This is a genomic window from Paraburkholderia sp. BR10937, assembly GCF_040965695.1.
Taxonomy (GTDB): domain Bacteria; phylum Pseudomonadota; class Gammaproteobacteria; order Burkholderiales; family Burkholderiaceae; genus Paraburkholderia.
This window is the reverse complement of record NZ_JBFRCL010000016.1, coordinates 94,772-112,329: the sequence shown is the minus strand read 5'-3', so window position 1 is coordinate 112,329 and position 17,558 is coordinate 94,772. Positions and strand designations below refer to the sequence as shown.

Sequence of the window (17,558 nt, the reverse complement as noted above, 5' to 3'; positions counted from 1 at the left end):
GAGACATGCAGGAACAGTACATTCTTGCGCTCGACCAGGGCACCACGAGTTCGCGCGCCATGCTTTTCGACCGCCAGGGCAACATCGTTTCGGTGGCCCAGAAGGAGTTCGAACAGATTTATCCGCAGCCGGGCTGGGTCGAGCACGATCCGCAGGAAATCTGGTCGACCCAGGCGGGCGTTGCCGCCGAGGCCGTGACGCGCGCCGGCATGAACGGCACCAACATCGCCGCGATCGGCATTACGAACCAGCGCGAGACGACGATCGTCTGGGACCGGGAGACGGGCCATCCGGTCTATAACGCCATCGTGTGGCAAGACCGCCGCACGGCCGACTTCTGCGACTCGCTCAAGGCGCGCGGCCTCGAAGAGAAAGTGCGTGCGAAAACGGGTCTGCCGATCGATTCGTACTTCTCGGCAACCAAGATTCGCTGGATTCTCGACAACGTGTCCGGCGCACGCGAAAAAGCGCGTCAAGGCAAGCTCGCGTTCGGCACCGTGGACAGCTGGCTCGTGTGGAACTTCACGAAGCACGAACTGCACGTGACCGACGTGACGAATGCGTCGCGCACCATGCTCTTCAATATTCACACGCGCCAATGGGACGACGAGCTGCTCGACGCGCTCGAAATTCCGCGCAGCATGCTGCCAGAAGTCCGTTCGTCATCCGAAGTGTATGGTCCGACCAAAACCACGGTGTTCGCCTCGAAGATTCCGCTGGCCGGCATCGCGGGCGACCAGCAGGCCGCGATGTTCGGCCAGATGTGCACGAGCACGGGCATGGTGAAGAACACCTACGGCACGGGCTGCTTCCTGATGATGAACACGGGCACGAAACCCATCGAGTCGAAGAACAACCTCGTCACGACGATCGCATGGCAGATCGGCGACGAAGTCAACTACGCGCTCGAAGGCAGCATCTTCATTGCCGGCGCGGTGGTGCAGTGGCTGCGCGACGGTGTGGGCATCATCAAGAGCGCACCGGAAATCGAAGCGCTCGCCGCAAGCGTGCCGCATACGGACGGCGTGTACCTCGTGCCGGCGTTCGCGGGCCTCGGCGCGCCGCACTGGAACGCGCACGCACGCGGCACGCTGTTCGGCGTGACGCGCGGCACGACCTCGGCGCATCTCGCGCGCGCGGCGCTCGACTCGATCGCATACCAGTCGCTCGACGTGCTGGCGGCCATGGAAGCGGATTCGGGCATCAGCGTGGGCGAGTTGCGCGTGGACGGCGGCGCGAGCGCGAACAATCTGCTCATGCAGTTCCAGGCGGATCTGCTCGGCGTGGATGCGGTGCGCCCGAAGATCACCGAAACCACGGCGCTCGGCGCGGCCTACCTCGCCGGCCTCGCAACCGGCTACTGGCAGAACGTGGGCGAACTGCAGAGCCAGTGGAAGCTCGACCGTCGTTTCGCGCCGTCGATGCAGGACGCGCAGGTGGACGCCTGTCGCGCAGGCTGGCAGCGTGCGGTGCGCGCGGCCAAGGCCTGGGCAGACGACTCGCACTGAGCCGCGCAGTCAGCTTTCCAATATACAAGCATAACTAATTAACATAACCCGCAGCGGGATCGCATGCGCTTCGTGCGCATGCACCGCGCGGGCAGAGAGAGACTACGACAATCATGTCACCCTATATTGCTGAATTCATCGGCACGGCCATTCTCGTGCTGCTCGGTAACGGCGCCGTTGCGAACGTGCTGCTGGCAAAAACGAAGGGCAAGGGCGCCGACCTCATCGTCATCGTGATGGGCTGGGCCATGGCCGTGTTCGTGGCGGTCTACGTGACCGCTTCGTTCAGCGGCGCGCACCTCAACCCGATCGTAACGATCAGCCTCGCGCTCGCGGGCAAGTTCGCGTGGTCGAAGGTCGGCGGCTATATCGCGGCGCAGATGCTTGGCGGCATGGCGGGCGCGCTGCTCGTGTGGCTTGCCTATCGACAGCACTTCGCGAACGAAGCCGATCCGGATATCAAGCTCGCGGTGTTTTGCACGGCGCCCGCCATTCGCAGCAAGCGGCACAACGTGTTGACGGAGGCGATCTGCACCTTCGTGCTGATCCTCGGCGTGCTCTATCTGGCCTCGCCGCAGGTGGGTCTCGGCGCGCTCGACGCGCTGCCCGTGGGCCTCCTCGTGCTCGGCATCGGCATTTCGCTCGGCGGCCCGACCGGCTACGCGATGAGCCCGGCGCGCGATCTCTCGCCGCGCATCATGCACGCGCTGCTGCCGATTCCGGGCAAGCGCGACAGCGACTGGCGCTATGCGTGGATTCCGGTGTTCGGGCCGCTTGCCGGCGGTGCCGCGGCGGCCGGTCTCTATCACTACCTGCACGCGATGCACTGACCCGCACCGCGCCTGCGCGACAGGCGCGTTGCAGTGCACCAAGCCCGCGTACGCCCCGGCGTTCGCGGGCTTTTGATTTTCTGCGTACGCATCACCGTGCAAAGGGCGCGATCCGGTTTCGCTATCGCCTCATGCGGCTTTCGGATTGTTCGGCTATCGCGGCACCCCTATATTGGCTGTCAACGATCCATTCCAATATCAGGAGACGCCACATGAAGCTGGTCCGCTGGGGCAGTAAGGGGGCTGAAAAGCCGGGTGTGATCGATAACGAGGGGCGCGTGCGCGATCTCTCCAGCGTCACGCCGGACGTGGCCGGTAAAGGCCTCGGCGCAGCCGCGCTGCGCCGACTCGCCAGCTGCGATCTCGCCGCCTTGCCGCTCGTTCCCGCCGACTCCCGCCTGGGTCCCTGCGTGGGCAGCGTCGGCAAGATCGTCTGCGTGGGCCTCAATTATTCCGACCACGCGGCCGAATCGAACATGCCCGTGCCCACCGAGCCCGTGCTCTTCCTCAAGGCAACGAGTTCCATTACCGGCCCGAACGACGACGTGCTGATTCCGCCGGGCGCGACGAAGGTCGACTGGGAAGTCGAGCTGGGCGTGGTGATCGGCGAAGCAGCGCGCAACGTGCCGCGCGAGCGCGCGCTCGATCATGTGGCCGGTTATTGCGTGGTCAACGATGTTTCCGAGCGCGCGTGGCAGATCGAGCGCGGCGGCCAGTGGGACAAGGGCAAGGGCTACGACACCTTCGCGCCGCTCGGCCCCTGGCTCGTCACGCGCGACGAGATCGCCGACCCGCAGGCGCTCGACATGTGGCTCGAAGTCGACGGCAAGCGCTACCAGAACGGCAACACGCGCACGATGATCTTCGACGTGGCGACGCTCGTTTCCTATATCAGCCAGTTCATGAGCCTGCAGCCCGGCGACGTGATCTCGACCGGCACGCCGCCTGGCGTGGGCATGGGGCAGAAGCCGGAACCGATCTACTTGCGCGCGGGACAGACCATGCGGCTGGGCGTGAGCGGACTCGGCGAACAACGGCAACGCCTCGTGGCGGAACAAGGAGGGCAGGCGCAATGAATCAACTGGATCTGAACGATCGCGTGATGGTCGTGACGGGCGGCGCGCGCGGTCTGGGTTATGCCGTGGCGCAACGGGCACTGCGTTCGGGCGCGTCGGTCGCGCTCTGGGACATCGACGCCGAACGGCTCGAACGCGCGCGCGCCGAATTGTCGGAACTGGGCAAGGTTTCGGTGGTGACGGTCGAACTGACCGACGAAGCCTCGGTCGAGGCCGCCGCACGGCAAACCGTGAAGACGCACGGCGCGATTCACGCGCTCGTGAACAGCGCGGGCATCACGGGCGGCAATGGCCTCACGTGGGAACTGCCCGTCGACGTGTGGCGCCGCGTGATCGAAGTGAATTTGATCGGCAGCTACCTCACCTGCCGCGCCGTGGTGCCGCGCATGATCGAGCAGGGCTATGGGCGCATCGTCAATATCGCCTCCGTGGCCGGCAAGGAAGGCAATCCGAATGCTTCGCACTACAGCGCATCGAAGGCCGGGCTCATCGGGCTGACCAAGTCGCTCGGCAAGGAGCTTGCCACGAAGGGCGTGCTCGTCAACGCCGTGACGCCGGCGGCGGCCAAGACCGAGATTTTCGATTCGATGTCGCAGCAGCATATCGACTACATGCTCGCGAAGATCCCGATGAACCGCTTCCTGATGCCGGACGAGGCGGCTTCGATGATCGTGTGGCTCACGACGGAAGACTGCGCGTTCAGCACCGGCTCGGTGTTCGATCTTTCGGGCGGGCGCGCGACGTACTGAGGCGGGAAGCACGACCCGCGCGCATCGGCCGGACCACGCGCGGGATCATGATAACGGCGCGGTGGTCATAGAAGAGCGCCGACAGGAGACATCGATGTCTATCGAGGCAACTACCCAGGCACCCAGGCTGGCAACTACGCTGGCAGAAGCCGCGGGCCGCAAGGCCATGCGCCGCCTCCTGCCGTTCCTGCTCTTGATGTACGTGCTCGCGTTTCTCGACCGCGCGAACATCGGCTTCGCGCAAAAGGCGCTGCTGCACGATACGGACCTTTCGGACACGGCATTCGCGTTCGGCGCGGGCGTGTTCTTCGTCGGCTACGCGCTCTTCGAAGTGCCGAGCAATCTCGCGCTGCACCGCGTGGGCGCGCGGATCTGGATGTGCCGCATCATGGTCACGTGGGGCCTGATTTCCGCGGCGATGGCGTGGGTGCAGTCGCCCACCTCGTTCTATGTGCTGCGCTTCCTGCTGGGCGTGGCCGAAGCGGGCTTCTTCCCCGGCATCATCTATTACCTCACGCAGTGGTTTCCGCAGTCCTCGCGGGCGCGCGCCATCGGCCTGTTCTATTTCGGCGCGCCGCTGGCGTTCATCTTCGGCGGACCGTTGTCGGGGCTTCTGCTCGAGATGCACGGCACCTTTGGGCTCGCGGGCTGGAAGTGGCTCTTTCTCGTGGAGGGCGGCCTGGCCTCGGCCGTGGGCGTGTGGGCCTTCTGGTATCTCGTCGACAAGCCCGCGGACGCGCGCTGGCTGACCCCCGACGAGCGCCGCGCGCTTACGGGCGCGATCCAGCTCGACGCGCGTGAAGCCGCCGCACACGGCCCGCGCGATGCGCTCGCCGCGCTGTTCGACCGCCGCGTGCTCGCCTACGCCGGCATCTATGCGCTGATCCAGATGAGCGTGTACGGCGTGATCTTCTTTCTGCCGCAACAGGTGGCCTCGCTCGTGGGCGCCTCCGTGGGCTTCAAGGTGGGCCTGCTCGCGGCCGTGCCCTGGCTGTGCGCCGTGGCGCTTACGTGGATCGTGCCGCGCCGTGCGGACCGGCTCGGAGGTCATCGCGCGTGGGCTGCGCGCCTGCTCGTGATGTCGGGCGTCGGCATCGCGGTGTCGGGCCTCGCGGGAGGCCTTGGCGGCACCGCGGGCGCGATCGTCGCGATGCTCGGCCTGTGCTGCGCGGCAAGCGGCTTCATCGCGGCGCAGCCGCTCTTCTGGACCTTCCCGGCGCGCGATCTGGCGGGCGCGGCCTCGGCCAGCGGCATCGCGCTCATCAATTCACTGGGCGGTCTGGGCGGCTTCATCGCGCCGATGCTGCGCGCCGCCGCCGACCGACACTTTGCTTCCCACGCGGCGGGCCTCGAACTGCTCGGCCTTGCGAGCATTGCCGCCGCGCTGCTCATTCTTGTCGTCGCGCCGCGCGCCGTTGCGCCGGCGGCTCGTTCGTTCGAGCCGCCCGTGCGGCGCGCGCGCTAATCCTTTACCCAGGAGCTACGTAACATGGCCATGCCAACCATCAAACACGTGCGAGCCTTCACCGTGCGCGGCGGCGGCGCCGACTATCACGATCAACCCGACGGCCACTGGATCGACGACCATATTTCCACGCCGATGGCGCGCTATCCCGAGTATCGTCAGAGCCGCCGCTCGTTCGGCATCGATGTGCTCGGCACGCTCGTCGTGGAAGTCGAGGCGAGCGACGGCACCGTGGGTTTCGCCGTGACCACGGGCGGCGAGATCGGCGCATTCATCGTCGAGAAGCATCTCGCGCGCTTTCTCGAAGGGCAGCGCGTGACCGACATCGAGAAGATGTGGGATCAGATGTACTACGCCACGCTCTACTACGGCCGCAAGGGTGTCGTGCTCAATACCATATCGGGCGTCGATCTCGCGCTATGGGACCTGCTCGGGCAGATTCGCAAGGAACCCGTGTATCAGCTGCTCGGCGGCCCTGTACGCGACGAGCTGATGTTCTACGCCACCGGCGCGCGTCCCGATCTCGCGAAGGAAATGGGTTTCATCGGCGGCAAGCTGCCGCTGCTGCATGGTCCGGCCGAAGGTGAAGAGGGTCTCAGAAAGAACCTCGAACTGCTCGCCACCATGCGCGAGCGCGTGGGCGACGACTTCTGGCTCATGTACGACTGCTGGATGAGCCTCGACGTGCGCTATGCCACGCGCCTCGCCCAGGCCGCGAAAGAGTACGACCTCAAGTGGATCGAGGAATGCCTGCCGCCCGACGACTACTGGGGCTATGCCGAACTGCGCCGCAATGTGCCGCGCGGCATGATGGTTTCGACCGGCGAACACGAGGCCACGCGCTGGGGCTTTCGCATGCTGCTGGAAATGGGTTGTTGCGACCTCATTCAACCCGACGTGAACTGGTGCGGCGGCATGACCGAACTCATCAAGATCTCGGCGCTCGCCGACGCCCACAACGTGCTGGTCGTGCCGCACGGTTCCTCGGTGTACAGCTACCACTTCGTCGTGACGCGCCATAACTCGCCGTTCGCGGAATTCCTCATGATGGCGCCGAAGGCCGACAAGGTCGTGCCGATGTTCACACCGCTGCTGCTCGACGAACCGGTGCCGGTGAAAGGCCGTCTCAAGGTGCCGGACGCGCCGGGCTTCGGTGTGCGGCTCAATCCGGACTGCAAACTTTCGCGGCCATACACGCACTGAGCGCGCCGAACGCGCACCAGGCGAGGCGCATCACAAGCTACGAGGAGAAACACGTGCTGCTCAAGGACAAGGTGGTGATCGTCACCGGCGGTTCGCGCGGCATTGGCCGCGCCATTGCGATTGCGAGCGCCCGCGAGGGCGCCGATGTCGCGATCAACTACTGGGGCGACAACGACGCCTCGTACGGACGCCGCTCAGCGATCGACGAGGTGCTGGGCGAGATCGAGCGGCTAGGGCGCCGCGCGATCGCGCTGGAAGGCAACGTGGCCGCGCCGCAAACAGGCGTGGATCTCGTGCGCCAGACGGTGGAGCGCTTCGGCAAGGTCGATGTGCTCGCAAGCAATGCGGGTATCTGCCCGTTCCACTCGTTTCTCGACATGCCGCCCGCCGTGCTCGAACGCACGATCGGCGTGAACCTGAACGGCGCGTTCTACGTGACCCAGGCCGTCGCGCGGCAAATGAAGGAGCAGGGCACGGGCGGCGCGATCGTGGCGACGAGTTCGATCAGCGCGTTGGTGGGTGGCGGCATGCAGACGCACTACACGCCCACCAAGGCCGGCGTGCATTCGCTGATGCAGTCGTGCGCGATTGCGCTCGGGCCCTATGGCATCCGCTGCAATTCGGTGATGCCGGGCACCATCGCCACCGACCTGAATGCCGAAGACCTGAGCGATGAAGGCAAGCGCGCGTACTTCGAAAAGCGCATTCCGCTCGGTCGGCTGGGCGCGCCCGAAGACGTGGCCGAATGCGTAGTGTTTCTCGCCTCGGACCGCGCGCGCTATGTGACGGGCGCAGCGCTCCTCGTGGACGGCGGGCTATTCGTGAATCTGCAATGAGTCCAGGGCCAGCGTTTCAATGAGGAGCGAGCACGGTCGCGTGCGAATCATCGTGAGCGATATCGTCCATCTTGAAGGGTTGCGAAAAGCGCCGCAGCAAGCCGACGAAATGCTCGGCGGGCTCGGCGAGCGGCTCGTTCTTGCGCGTGAGCACGCCGTAGCCCGGCAGGCTCTTGCCGATTTCGAGCGGCAGCACGACGAGCAGCTTGCCGCGCACATGGTCGCGCACGACCGACTCGGGCAGCATGGCCACGGCGTCGAAGCTTTCGAGCAGTTGCAGCGTGGCGAAGATCGAGGCCGACTCGGTGAGATTGGCGGGCGTGCCGAGACCGGCGCGCGCGAGTTCGCCTTCGAACAACTCACGCGCGGGACTCGTGATGGGCTGCGCCACCCACGGCCAGTCCATCAGTTCCGCGAGCGTGACCTGTTCGCGCCGCGCAAGCGGATGGCGCGCGCGCACGACGAGCACGAGCGTTTCTCTCGCGATCGGCTCGAAGCTGAAGTCGTTGTGCTGCAGCGGCGTGGTGAGGCGCCCGAGCGCGAGATCGACTTCGCGGCGATGCAGCAGTTGCACGACCTGGTCGCTCGTTTCGCCGAGGATGCGCACGTGCAGCAGCGGCCGTTCGGTCTTGAGCGTGGCGACGGCTTGCGCGAGCAAGTCGGGCGCGGCGCCCATGATCGCGCCGACGGTGAGCTGGCCGTGACCGCCGCGACGCTTCACGTCGAGGTCTTCGGCAAAGCGCGTGAGTTCGGCGAGCGCGCGGCGCGCGTAGGCGAGCGTGACGACGCCGAGCGCGGTGGGCTGCATGCCGCGCGCGTTGCGCTCGAAGAGCCGGAAGCCAAATGCTTCCTCGATGTCGCTCAGCATGCGGCTCGCGCTGGGCTGGGCCACGTTGATGGCGTCGGCGGCCTGATGAACGTTGCGCGCGTCGTCGAGCGCGACGAGCAGGGCAAGGTGCTTGAATCTGAGCCGGTTGACGAGTGCGACGACGGAAGTGTGATGGTTCATGGAGCGATCCGGTTTGTGCATCGCCCGATCCCAACATCGGATTGGTTGGCTATCGATGCGGGAATTATAGTCGGATCACAACGCAGCTAACCACGTAAAAAACGCGTGCTATCGCGCGCCGCGAAGCCAGGGCAAACACCGAGTCGACGCCTGCACCCGGTCACACAAGCGGCATGAGCGCACGACGTAACAAGGCTGGACGGAGACACGATCATGGAGACAATTGCGTTTCGCATGCAGCTCGATCCCGGCAAGCGGGATGAATACGAGCGGCGTCACCGCGAAATCTGGCCCGAGCTGGCGAGCGCGCTGCGCGACGCGGGCGTGAAGAATTACCGCATCTTTCTCGACGAAGCGACGCACCATCTCCTTGCCGTGCTCGAACGCCGCGACGATCACACCATGGACGCGCTGCCCGAGTTGCCCGTCATGCATAAATGGTGGGATTACATGGCCGACATCATGCAGACGGATGCCCACAACGTGCCGCTGCAACAGCCGCTCGTGCAGGTCTTTCATTTGCCTTGAGCACACGCGAGGAACATGCCATGCAGGTCGTCGATCCGCACGTCCACTTCTGGAACCTCGATACGCATCATTACCCGTGGCTCGCGAATCCGGGCACGTCGTTCGTGTGTGATGCGCGCGAACTCAAGCACAACTATCTGCCCGCCGACCTGTTACGCGAGGCCGGCGACATCGACGTGCTCAAGGTCGTGCACGTCGAAGCGAATCACGATCCGGACGATCCGGTGGAAGAGACGCGCTGGCTGGAAGGGCTCGCAGACATTGCAGCGAACGCGGGGGAGGCGCGAGCATTGCCCGACGCGATCGTCGCGGCCTGCGATCTCAGCTCGCCCAATGCGCCCGCGGTGCTGGAGGCGCACGCGGCGTTTGCGCGTACGCGTGGCATTCGCCAGATTCTCAACGTTCACGAGAACAGGCTCTACGACTACGTGGGGCGGCATTACATGCATGAGGCGACATGGCGCGAGAACTTCGCGCTGCTGGAGAAGCACGGTCTTTCGTTCGACCTGCAGCTTTATCCCTCGCAGATGGAGGAGGCCGCCGCGCTCGCGCGTGCGCATCCCGGCATTCAGCTCGTGATCAACCACGCGGGCATGTTCGTCGACCGCAATAGCGTGGCGGGCTACCGCGCGTGGCGCGACGGCCTGCGCCTGCTTGCGGCATGCCCGAACGTAGCCGTGAAGATCAGCGGGCTGGCGATGTTCGACCATGGATGGAGCGTCGAAAGCCTGCGCCCGTATGTACTGGAAACGATCGACGCATTCGGCGCGGACCGCGCGATGTTCGCCTCGAACTTTCCGGTCGACCGTCTGTTCGGCGGCTATTCGAAGCTTTGGCATGCGTATGCGTCGATCGTGAGCGGCGCGAGCGAGAGCGAACACAAGGCGCTGTTTCGCGGCAACGCGGAACGTATCTACCGCATTTGAGCGTGCGCGCAACGACATGGAGACAGGCGTGGAAGCAGAAGCAAACAGCCGGGCCGATGGCATTCCGCGGCTCGAACTGCGTAACGCGAGCAAGGCGTTCGGGCGCGTGCGCGCGCTCATCGACGGCAGCTTGAGGCTCATGCCCGGCCAGGTGCATGCGCTGCTCGGCGAAAACGGCGCGGGCAAGTCGACGCTCGTGAAGATTCTCGCGGGGGTGTATCAGCCCGACGGCGGCGAGATGCGCATCGACGGCGTGGAGCGCGCGTTCGCGACGCCCGCCCAGGCACGCGACGCCGGTATCGCGGTGATTTATCAGGAGCCCACACTGTTCTTCGATCTGTCGATCGCGGAGAACATCTACATGGGGCGTCAGCCCGTGGATCGAGTGGGCCGTATCGACTACGACACGATGCATCGCGAGGTCGCGGCGCTGCTCAAGTCGCTAGGCGTCGAGCTGAAACCTGAACGGCTCGTGCGCGGACTTTCGATTGCGGACCAGCAGGTGATCGAAATTGCGAAGGCGCTTTCGCTCAACGCGAACGTGCTCATCATGGACGAGCCGACGGCCGCACTCTCGCTGCCCGAGGTCGAGCGGCTGTTTACGATCGCGCGCACGCTGCGCGACCGTGGCGTGGCGATTCTCTTCATTACGCACCGGCTCGAAGAAGTCTTCGCGCTCACGCAGCACGTGACGATCATGCGCGACGGCGCCAAGGTGTTCGACGCGCCCACGGCCACGCTCAAGACCCAGGACATCGTCGCGAAGATGGTGGGACGCGACCTCGCCACGTTCTACCCGAAGGCGGACGTGCGGCCGGGCGAAGTGATGCTGCGCGTGCGCGGCCTCACGCGCCGCGGCGTCTTCAAGGACATTTCGTTCGATGTGCGCGCGGGTGAGATCGTCGCGCTCGCGGGACTCGTGGGCGCGGGGCGCAGCGAAGTGGCGCGCGCGATATTCGGCATCGATCCAACCGACGCGGGGCAGGTTCAGATTGCAGGCAAGCCGCTCGCCTCCGGCATGCCCGCTGCCGCCGTGAAGGCAGGGCTCGCGCTCGTGCCCGAGGATCGGCGTCAGCAAGGTCTCGCGCTCGAACTGAGCATTGCGCGTAACGCGTCGCTCACCGTGCTCGGGCGACTCGTGCGCTTCGGCCTCATCTCCACGGGGCGTGAAGTGGATCTGGCCGGGCAGTGGGGCAAGCGCCTGCGCTTGAAAGCAAGCGATCTGAACGCACCCGTGGGCACGCTCTCGGGCGGCAACCAGCAGAAGGTGGTGCTCGGCAAGTGGCTCGCGACCGGGCCGAAGGTGCTCATCATCGACGAACCGACGCGCGGCATCGACGTGGGCGCGAAGGCCGAAGTCTACGGCGCGCTCGCGGAACTCGTCAAAGAGGGCATGGCCGTGCTGATGATTTCGAGCGAACTGCCCGAAGTGATCGGCATGGCCGACCGCGTGCTCGTCATGCACGAAGGCCGCATCACGGCCGACATCGCACGTGCCGACGCCAACGAGGAGCGCATCATGAGCGCCGCGCTCGGCGAAACCAACATTCATCTGGGGCACGCCGCATGATGCGCCATTCCACTTCTCCTCATCCCCTGCACGGCGGCGAGCCGCGCCCGCAGCGGCGCAACGCGGGTGCGTGGGCCGAAGCGCTGGCGCGCAGCCGCGAGACCACGCTTTTCGTGGTCCTGCTGCTGATCGTGGGCGGTACGGCGCTCGCGCGGCCGCAATTCCTCAACCTGCAGAACCTGCGCGACGTGCTGCTCAACGTCTCCATCGTGAGCTTGCTCACGGCGGGCATGACGATCGTGATCCTGATGCGCCATATCGATCTCTCGATCGGCTCGACGGTCGGCATCAGCGCCTATGGCGTGGGCAGTCTCTACGTGGCGTTCCCGCACATGCCCGTGCTCGTGGCGCTGGTTGCGGGGCTCGCCATCGGACTCGTGGCGGGCGCCATCAACGCGCTGCTCGTGGCCGTCGGGCGCGTGCCGTCGCTCGTCGCGACGCTCTCCACGCTCTACATCTTCCGTGGCGCCGATTACGCGTGGGTACATGGCGGCCAGATCAACGCCACGAGTCTGCCCGACGCGTATTCGCGGCTCGCCACAGGCTCGGTGCTCGGCATCCCGGTGCTGGCGCTCATCGCGATCGTGTTGCTGGCCGCGCTCTCCGTGTATCTCAAGCAGTTCCGGCCGGGCCGCGAGTACTACGCGATCGGCTCGAACCCGGAAGCGGCGCGCCTTGCCGGCATCAACGTGGAGCGCCGCGTCGCGACGGGCTTTTTGATCAGCGGCGCGATTGCGGGCCTGGCGGGCGCGCTGTGGCTCGCCCGCTTCGGCACCGTGGACGCGAGCACCGCGAAGGGCATCGAGCTGCAGGTGGTCGCGGCCGCCGTGGTCGGCAGCGTGGCGATCACGGGCGGCGTGGGCACGATACTCGGCGCGACGCTCGGCGCGCTCGTGCTGGGCGTGATCAGCATCGCGCTCGTGGTGCTGCACGTTTCGCCATTCTGGGAGCAGGCGATCCAGGGCGCGCTGATCGTGGCCGCCATCGCCGCCGATACGCTGCTCGCCCGCTCAGTGGCAAAACGCATGATGAGGAAACGCGACCATGGCTAAGAACGCCCCGAAACCCGACGCCGCGCTGCTCACGCGCAAGCCCGGCCTGCCGCTCAGCTGGGAAGCGCTGCTGGTCGTCATCCTCATAGCATCGCTGGTGGTGGGGCGCGTGCTCTCGCCCGTGTTCCTCACGGGCGCGAACATCAGCAACGTGCTCGCGGACCTCACCGAAGTCGCGCTCATGGCCTTGCCGATGACGCTCATCATCGTCGCCGCCGAGATCGATCTTTCGGTGGCCTCGGTGCTCGGCGCCTCGAGCGCCTTGCTCGGCGTGCTCTGGCACATGGGCTTGCCGATGCCGGTCGCCATGGCGCTCGTGCTCGTGGCAGGCGGCCTCGCGGGCCTCTTCAACGGGCTCGTGATCGTGAAGCTCAATCTGCCTTCGCTCGCAGTGACGATAGGCACGCTCGCGCTGTTTCGCGGGCTGGCCTACGTGTTGCTCGGCGACCAGGCGATTGCCGACTTCCCGCCGGGCTATACGCTCTTTGGCATGAGCAACCTGGGCAGCACGTTCATCCCGTTGCCGTTCGTGATCGTCGCGGCGTGCGCCGTCGTGTTCACGATATGGCTGCAGGCCACGGCGTTCGGCCGCAGCCTCTTCGCGATCGGTGCGAATACCACGGCCGCGTCGTTCTCGGGCATCGACGTGCCGAAGATCAAGCTGCGCCTCTTCGTGCTGTCGGGCGTGATGAGCGCGCTCGCGGGCATCATCTATACGCTGCGCTTCACGAGCGCACGCGGCGACAACGGCGAGGGCTTCGAGCTTTCGGTGATCGCGGCGGTGCTGTTTGGCGGCGTGAGTATTTTTGGCGGGCGCGGGTCGATGTACGGCGTGCTGCTCTCGCTCCTGATCGTCGGTGTACTGAAGAACGCGCTCACGCTCGTCGACGTGTCGAGCGAAACGCTCACGATCGTGACCGGGGCGCTGCTGCTGGCTTCGGTGCTGATCCCGAATCTCGCCGCGCGCTGGCGCACGATGCGCGACCGGCGCGCGCTGGCGCGGGCGGCGTGAACGTGGTGTGAAGAAAGGCAAGGAAGTCAAGAGGCGGTCAATCAGCCGGACGCGTCCGGTACCCATCGAGGAGACGATTCATGAGAAAGCCAGTACGTCACGTGTGCACGGCCCTGCTGTGCGCGATGCTAGTGGGAGGCGGGGTCGCGGCGCATGCGGCCGGCATCAAGGAGGGGTTGAAGATCGCGTTCGTGCCCAAGCAGATCAACAACCCCTACGAGGTGATCGCCGATAACGGCGGTCTGGAGGCGATCAAGGAGTTCAAGGGCGAGGGTAAGGCGGTCGGGCCTTCGGACGCGGGCGCGTCCTCGCAGGTTTCGTACATCAATACGCTCACCACGCAGCACCAGGACGCGATCGTCATCGCGGCCAACGACGCGAATGCGCTCGTGCCGTACTTGAAGCGCGCGATGGATCAAGGCATCAAGGTCGTCACGTTCGACTCGGACACGGCGCCCGAAGGGCGGCAGATCTTCGTGAACCAGGCGAACGCGGAGAGCATTGGCCGCGGCCAGATCCAGCTCGTTTCGAAGCTGATGGGCGGCGAGGGCGAGTTCGCGATTCTCTCGGCCACGCCCAACGCGACGAACCAGAATACCTGGATCAAGTGGATGCAGGAAGAGCTGAAGAAGCCCGAGTATTCGAAGATGAAGCTCGTGAAGATCGCCTACGGCAACGACGACGACCAGAAGTCCTTCGTCGAGACGCAAGGCCTGCTGCAGGCGTATCCGAACCTGAAAGCAATCGTTGCGCCCACCTCGGTCGGCATCGCGGCGGCGGCGCGCTATATCTCTTCGTCGCCGAGCAAGGGCAAGGTGGCGGTGACGGGCCTCGGCACGCCTAACCAGATGCGCGCGTTCGTGAAGAACGGCACCGTGAAGGCGTTCCAGCTTTGGGACCCGGGTGCACTCGGCTATCTCGCCGCGTATGCGGCAGCCAATCTTGCTTCGGGCACGATCACGGGCAAGGAAGGCGAGTCGTTCGAGGCGGGCAAACTCGGCAAGCGTACGATTGGCAAGAGCGGTGAGGTGATTCTCGGGCCGCCCACGACGTTCGATGCTTCGAATATCGATAACTTCAACTTCTGATTCGCGTTGCTGGTTTGAGTGACGTGGCATGCCAAACGACCCGGTTTTGCCGGGTCGTTTGCTATTGACCGTTCGATTCGGCCTTCGGGCTCGCGCGCGGAGGCAGCGGTTGAGGCTCGGCCGCCATCCCCTCCACCGGGTACAGATTGAGAAACGACCTCGCCTCGTCCGTCGAACGGCTCGCCAGCCAGTTCTCATACTCGGAAGGCGGCACGATCACCACGGAACGCTTCTCGTCCCCGGGCTTGTGGAAACGCTTCATGAGCGGATGATCGCTCGCATTGACGGTGAGCATCGCGAACGAGTACGTCTTGCCGGCCTCGCCTTCGTCCCACTCGCGCCATAGGCCGGCAATGGCAAACGGCGCGCCATCGGCAAGACCGATGCGCCAGCGCACCGCTTTGCCGGTCTCGTAGTTCGGCTCGAAAATTGCCTCGCAGGGAATCAGGCACAGCTGCAGCTTTTTCCACGCGCCACTGAAGCTGCGCTTCTCGCCCACCGATTCGGCGCGCGCGTTCATCGTGTCGAACACTTTCACGCCGGGCGGAATCTGTTTGCGCGGCACCATGCCGAACGTCGCGAGCAGGGCTTCGCGCGCATCGGGCGTCTCGGGCGCATGGTGGGTTGGGCCCGCACGGCGGATCACCGGCGCGGCATAGTCCTTGAAGATCTCGTCGCGCCACGGGTCGTCCGGCGGCAGGACGCCGTAGTGCCTGAAGAGGTAGTCACGGCGTGCGGCGGCGTAGTTCGTGCACATGGTCGTCTCTCCGTCCCGTCCTTCAGAATCATTCTGACATGTGATAGGCTGTATAAATATACAGTGTTTTGGGGCGGAAAATGGGACGGGATCATCGTCACTTCCCTCCGCTCACGGCGGCGGAGCTGGCTGAAATCTACGACCGGCATCCCTTGCCCGTCGTATTGCGGTTGCTATGGGAAATCCACCGGTTGCGCTCCACCATCAGCCGGGCGAACCAGATCCGGCTCACGATCGGCACGCGCGTCGGTAAGGCGAATACGCCTGCGGGCATGTGGGAGCGTTTCGAGCAGGAACTCGACGCGGAGCCGTGTTTGACCGATCCGCTCACGGCGCGTCAAAAGGGTTTGCTGCACGAGGGCGAGCCGGAAGGGCGGCTGAAGCGCCGGCGGCGCAACGGCGATTGAGGCTGCACAGCGGAGTCTTTGAGATAGAGGGCTCTCTCGAAAATGCGGCGTGCGGGGGTTCCGTCTCCCATCATGTGGGCTCCCACACGTTCGCCAACCATTCGTATGGCACGCTGAAATTTGGCTGTAAGTGGCTCTTGTTAGAGTCCATGAAAGCAGTTGTCTTTCGTGGCAGTCAACACAAGAGCGACTTCTCATGGCTATTGTCCGCGCATGCTGGTTCGTTCTGGCGCTGCTTCTCAGTGCTCCCGTCTGGGCCTACCAGACGCGTGTCGTGTCGATCCCCAGCGCCGCAATGGAGCGCTCGTTCGACGCGACCGTCGTCTTGCCCGACGACTACGCACGCGGCAACCACGCCGCGCGCTTTCCGGTGATCTACGTGCTGCACGGTTCGGGCGGCAGTTATGCCGACTGGACTTCGAACACCCGCATCGGCAAGCTCGCCGACCGTTATCACGTGGTGCTCGTGATGCCGGACGGCGGACACGAGAGCTGGTACATCGACAGCCCGTTCGATCGCAGCAGTCGTTATGAAACGTATGTGGGCAGCGAGGTCGTGTCGTATATCGACATGCATTTCCGCACGATCGCCACGCGCGAGGCGCGCGCGATCACGGGTTTGAGCATGGGCGGTTTCGGCGCCCTGCGCATCGCGCTGGACCGGCAGGAGACCTTCGGCGCGGCCGGCAGCATTAGCGGCGCCGTCGATCCGCGCAACTGCGAAGACGAGCCCGGCATCGATCACGTGTTCGGCGATCCCGGCCGGCACGCGTCGTTCTGGAACAGCAATGCGATCGTGGATAGCGCACAGGACTTCGAACACGCTCATATCGCGCTGACGATCGACTGCGGCGTGAGCGACTTCTTCGTGCAATCGAACCGCACGCTGCACGAGAAGCTCGTCGAACTAGGCGTGCCGCACGATTATGCGGAACGTCCAGGCGGCCATACGTGGTCCTATTGGTCGAACTCGATCCGCTACCAGGTGCTCTTCTTCGCCACGGCGTTCCAGCGCGCCGGCTGGCATCCGCAAGTGGCGTGACGCATCACGAAGCGCGCGCTTTTCCGGCGCGCGCGCGTTTGCCAACATCTTTCCAACCGCATTCCGTCACACCATTCCCCGCGAACCCCTGCCCGGTCTCGGGCACCGCGCTTGCTGTCATGCGCCTGCAGGGGCGGGCGCGTCGATCCGTCCTGCTCAACCAGATGCCGGGCATCAGGCGACCGCACGCGGCGCCGGGGCGCGGCGACCACCCTTGAGCCGGCTCGCACCGGATGCAGGAGGACGTCATGCTTCAATACGCTGTCATTTTCTTTATCATCGCGATCATCGCGGCCGTGTTCGGTTTTGGCGGCATCGCGGCGGGTGCGGCATCGATCGCCAAGATCCTGTTCTTCATCTTCCTCGTGATCTTCCTCGTCACGTTGCTGCTCGGCGTCGTGAGACGGGGCTGATTAACGAACCCCCTTGTTGCAGTTGAATCGCAGCCCGCTCGTGCGGGCTGCGATTTTCTGTACTCGACAGCAGTGTTTCAATACTTC

The 17,558-nt window shown here is 65.1% G+C and carries 18 protein-coding genes; 16 read left to right on the top strand and 2 right to left on the bottom strand.

What is annotated here, in order from left to right; genetic code table 11:
- Window positions 1–5 precede the first annotated feature (5 nt).
- The 7 genes from glpK (at window position 6) to AB4Y44_RS15585 (ending at window position 7,667) form a co-directional block, all read left to right on the top strand.
- Window positions 6–1,508: a glycerol kinase GlpK gene (gene glpK, locus AB4Y44_RS15615; RefSeq protein ID WP_368700118.1), complete on the top strand. Its 1,503-nt coding sequence runs from the start codon at window positions 6–8 to the stop codon at window positions 1,506–1,508.
- A 113-nt stretch (window positions 1,509–1,621) separates the two neighbouring features.
- Window positions 1,622–2,338 carry an MIP/aquaporin family protein gene (locus AB4Y44_RS15610; protein WP_028203061.1) on the top strand — a complete coding sequence of 239 codons (717 nt, stop codon included), beginning with the start codon at window positions 1,622–1,624 and terminating at the stop codon, window positions 2,336–2,338.
- 212 nt (window positions 2,339–2,550) lie between these two features.
- Complete coding sequence (locus AB4Y44_RS15605; RefSeq protein ID WP_368700117.1) at window positions 2,551–3,414, top strand: fumarylacetoacetate hydrolase family protein; 864 nt, start codon at window positions 2,551–2,553, stop codon at window positions 3,412–3,414.
- Window positions 3,411–4,163 carry an SDR family NAD(P)-dependent oxidoreductase gene (locus tag AB4Y44_RS15600; RefSeq protein ID WP_342918651.1) on the top strand — a complete coding sequence of 251 codons (753 nt, stop codon included), beginning with the start codon at window positions 3,411–3,413 and terminating at the stop codon, window positions 4,161–4,163. The genes AB4Y44_RS15605 and AB4Y44_RS15600 overlap by 4 nt, the downstream gene beginning before the upstream one ends.
- 166 nt (window positions 4,164–4,329) lie before the next feature.
- Window positions 4,330–5,628, top strand: a complete 1,299-nt coding sequence (locus AB4Y44_RS15595; protein ID WP_368700138.1) for an MFS transporter — start codon at window positions 4,330–4,332, stop codon at window positions 5,626–5,628.
- 24 nt (window positions 5,629–5,652) lie between these two features.
- Window positions 5,653–6,831 carry an L-rhamnonate dehydratase gene (gene rhmD / locus AB4Y44_RS15590; RefSeq protein WP_201696319.1) on the top strand — a complete coding sequence of 393 codons (1,179 nt, stop codon included), beginning with the start codon at window positions 5,653–5,655 and terminating at the stop codon, window positions 6,829–6,831.
- A gap of 53 nt (window positions 6,832–6,884) precedes the next feature.
- A complete protein-coding gene (locus AB4Y44_RS15585) occupies window positions 6,885–7,667 on the top strand; it encodes an SDR family NAD(P)-dependent oxidoreductase (protein ID WP_069266104.1) in 783 nt (260 codons plus the stop codon).
- Between the two features lie 16 nt (window positions 7,668–7,683).
- Here the strand turns inward: AB4Y44_RS15585 and AB4Y44_RS15580 are convergent, their stop codons facing one another.
- Window positions 7,684–8,676 carry a LysR family transcriptional regulator gene (locus tag AB4Y44_RS15580; protein WP_342918652.1) on the bottom strand — a complete coding sequence of 331 codons (993 nt, stop codon included), beginning with the start codon at window positions 8,674–8,676 and terminating at the stop codon, window positions 7,684–7,686.
- A 213-nt stretch (window positions 8,677–8,889) separates the two neighbouring features.
- On the opposite strand from AB4Y44_RS15580, the gene rhaM reads away from it, so the two are divergent.
- From rhaM to rhaS, 6 genes are all read left to right on the top strand, one after another.
- Window positions 8,890–9,204 (top strand): L-rhamnose mutarotase, encoded by a 315-nt coding sequence (gene rhaM, locus AB4Y44_RS15575; protein WP_342918653.1) that lies wholly within the window; start codon window positions 8,890–8,892, stop codon window positions 9,202–9,204.
- A 20-nt stretch (window positions 9,205–9,224) separates the two neighbouring features.
- Window positions 9,225–10,130, top strand: a complete 906-nt coding sequence (locus AB4Y44_RS15570; RefSeq protein ID WP_368700116.1) for an amidohydrolase — start codon at window positions 9,225–9,227, stop codon at window positions 10,128–10,130.
- A gap of 16 nt (window positions 10,131–10,146) precedes the next feature.
- Window positions 10,147–11,700 carry a sugar ABC transporter ATP-binding protein gene (locus AB4Y44_RS15565; protein WP_368700115.1) on the top strand — a complete coding sequence of 518 codons (1,554 nt, stop codon included), beginning with the start codon at window positions 10,147–10,149 and terminating at the stop codon, window positions 11,698–11,700.
- Entirely contained in the window at window positions 11,697–12,752 is a 1,056-nt protein-coding gene (locus tag AB4Y44_RS15560; RefSeq protein ID WP_324156572.1) for an ABC transporter permease, read from the top strand. Before AB4Y44_RS15565 ends, AB4Y44_RS15560 begins: the two co-directional genes overlap by 4 nt.
- Complete coding sequence (locus tag AB4Y44_RS15555) at window positions 12,745–13,764, top strand: ABC transporter permease (protein WP_368700114.1); 1,020 nt, start codon at window positions 12,745–12,747, stop codon at window positions 13,762–13,764. The genes AB4Y44_RS15560 and AB4Y44_RS15555 overlap by 8 nt, the downstream gene beginning before the upstream one ends.
- A gap of 80 nt (window positions 13,765–13,844) precedes the next feature.
- Complete coding sequence (gene rhaS / locus AB4Y44_RS15550; protein WP_368700113.1) at window positions 13,845–14,852, top strand: rhamnose ABC transporter substrate-binding protein; 1,008 nt, start codon at window positions 13,845–13,847, stop codon at window positions 14,850–14,852.
- Window positions 14,853–14,913: 61 nt separating this feature from the next.
- On the opposite strand, the gene AB4Y44_RS15545 is transcribed toward rhaS, so the two are convergent.
- On the bottom strand, window positions 14,914–15,609 hold the full coding sequence (locus AB4Y44_RS15545) for an SOS response-associated peptidase (protein ID WP_368700112.1): 696 nt from the start codon (window positions 15,607–15,609) through the stop codon (window positions 14,914–14,916).
- Window positions 15,610–15,689: 80 nt separating this feature from the next.
- Here AB4Y44_RS15545 and AB4Y44_RS15540 point away from each other — a divergent pair, with 80 nt between their 5' ends.
- From AB4Y44_RS15540 to AB4Y44_RS15530, 3 genes are all read left to right on the top strand, one after another.
- Window positions 15,690–16,016 carry a hypothetical protein gene (locus AB4Y44_RS15540; RefSeq protein ID WP_342918658.1) on the top strand — a complete coding sequence of 109 codons (327 nt, stop codon included), beginning with the start codon at window positions 15,690–15,692 and terminating at the stop codon, window positions 16,014–16,016.
- Window positions 16,017–16,212: 196 nt separating this feature from the next.
- Window positions 16,213–17,058 carry an alpha/beta hydrolase family protein gene (locus AB4Y44_RS15535; RefSeq protein WP_342918659.1) on the top strand — a complete coding sequence of 282 codons (846 nt, stop codon included), beginning with the start codon at window positions 16,213–16,215 and terminating at the stop codon, window positions 17,056–17,058.
- Window positions 17,059–17,306: 248 nt separating this feature from the next.
- On the top strand, window positions 17,307–17,471 hold the full coding sequence (locus tag AB4Y44_RS15530) for a DUF1328 family protein (protein WP_028203076.1): 165 nt from the start codon (window positions 17,307–17,309) through the stop codon (window positions 17,469–17,471).
- Window positions 17,472–17,558: the final 87 nt, after the last annotated feature.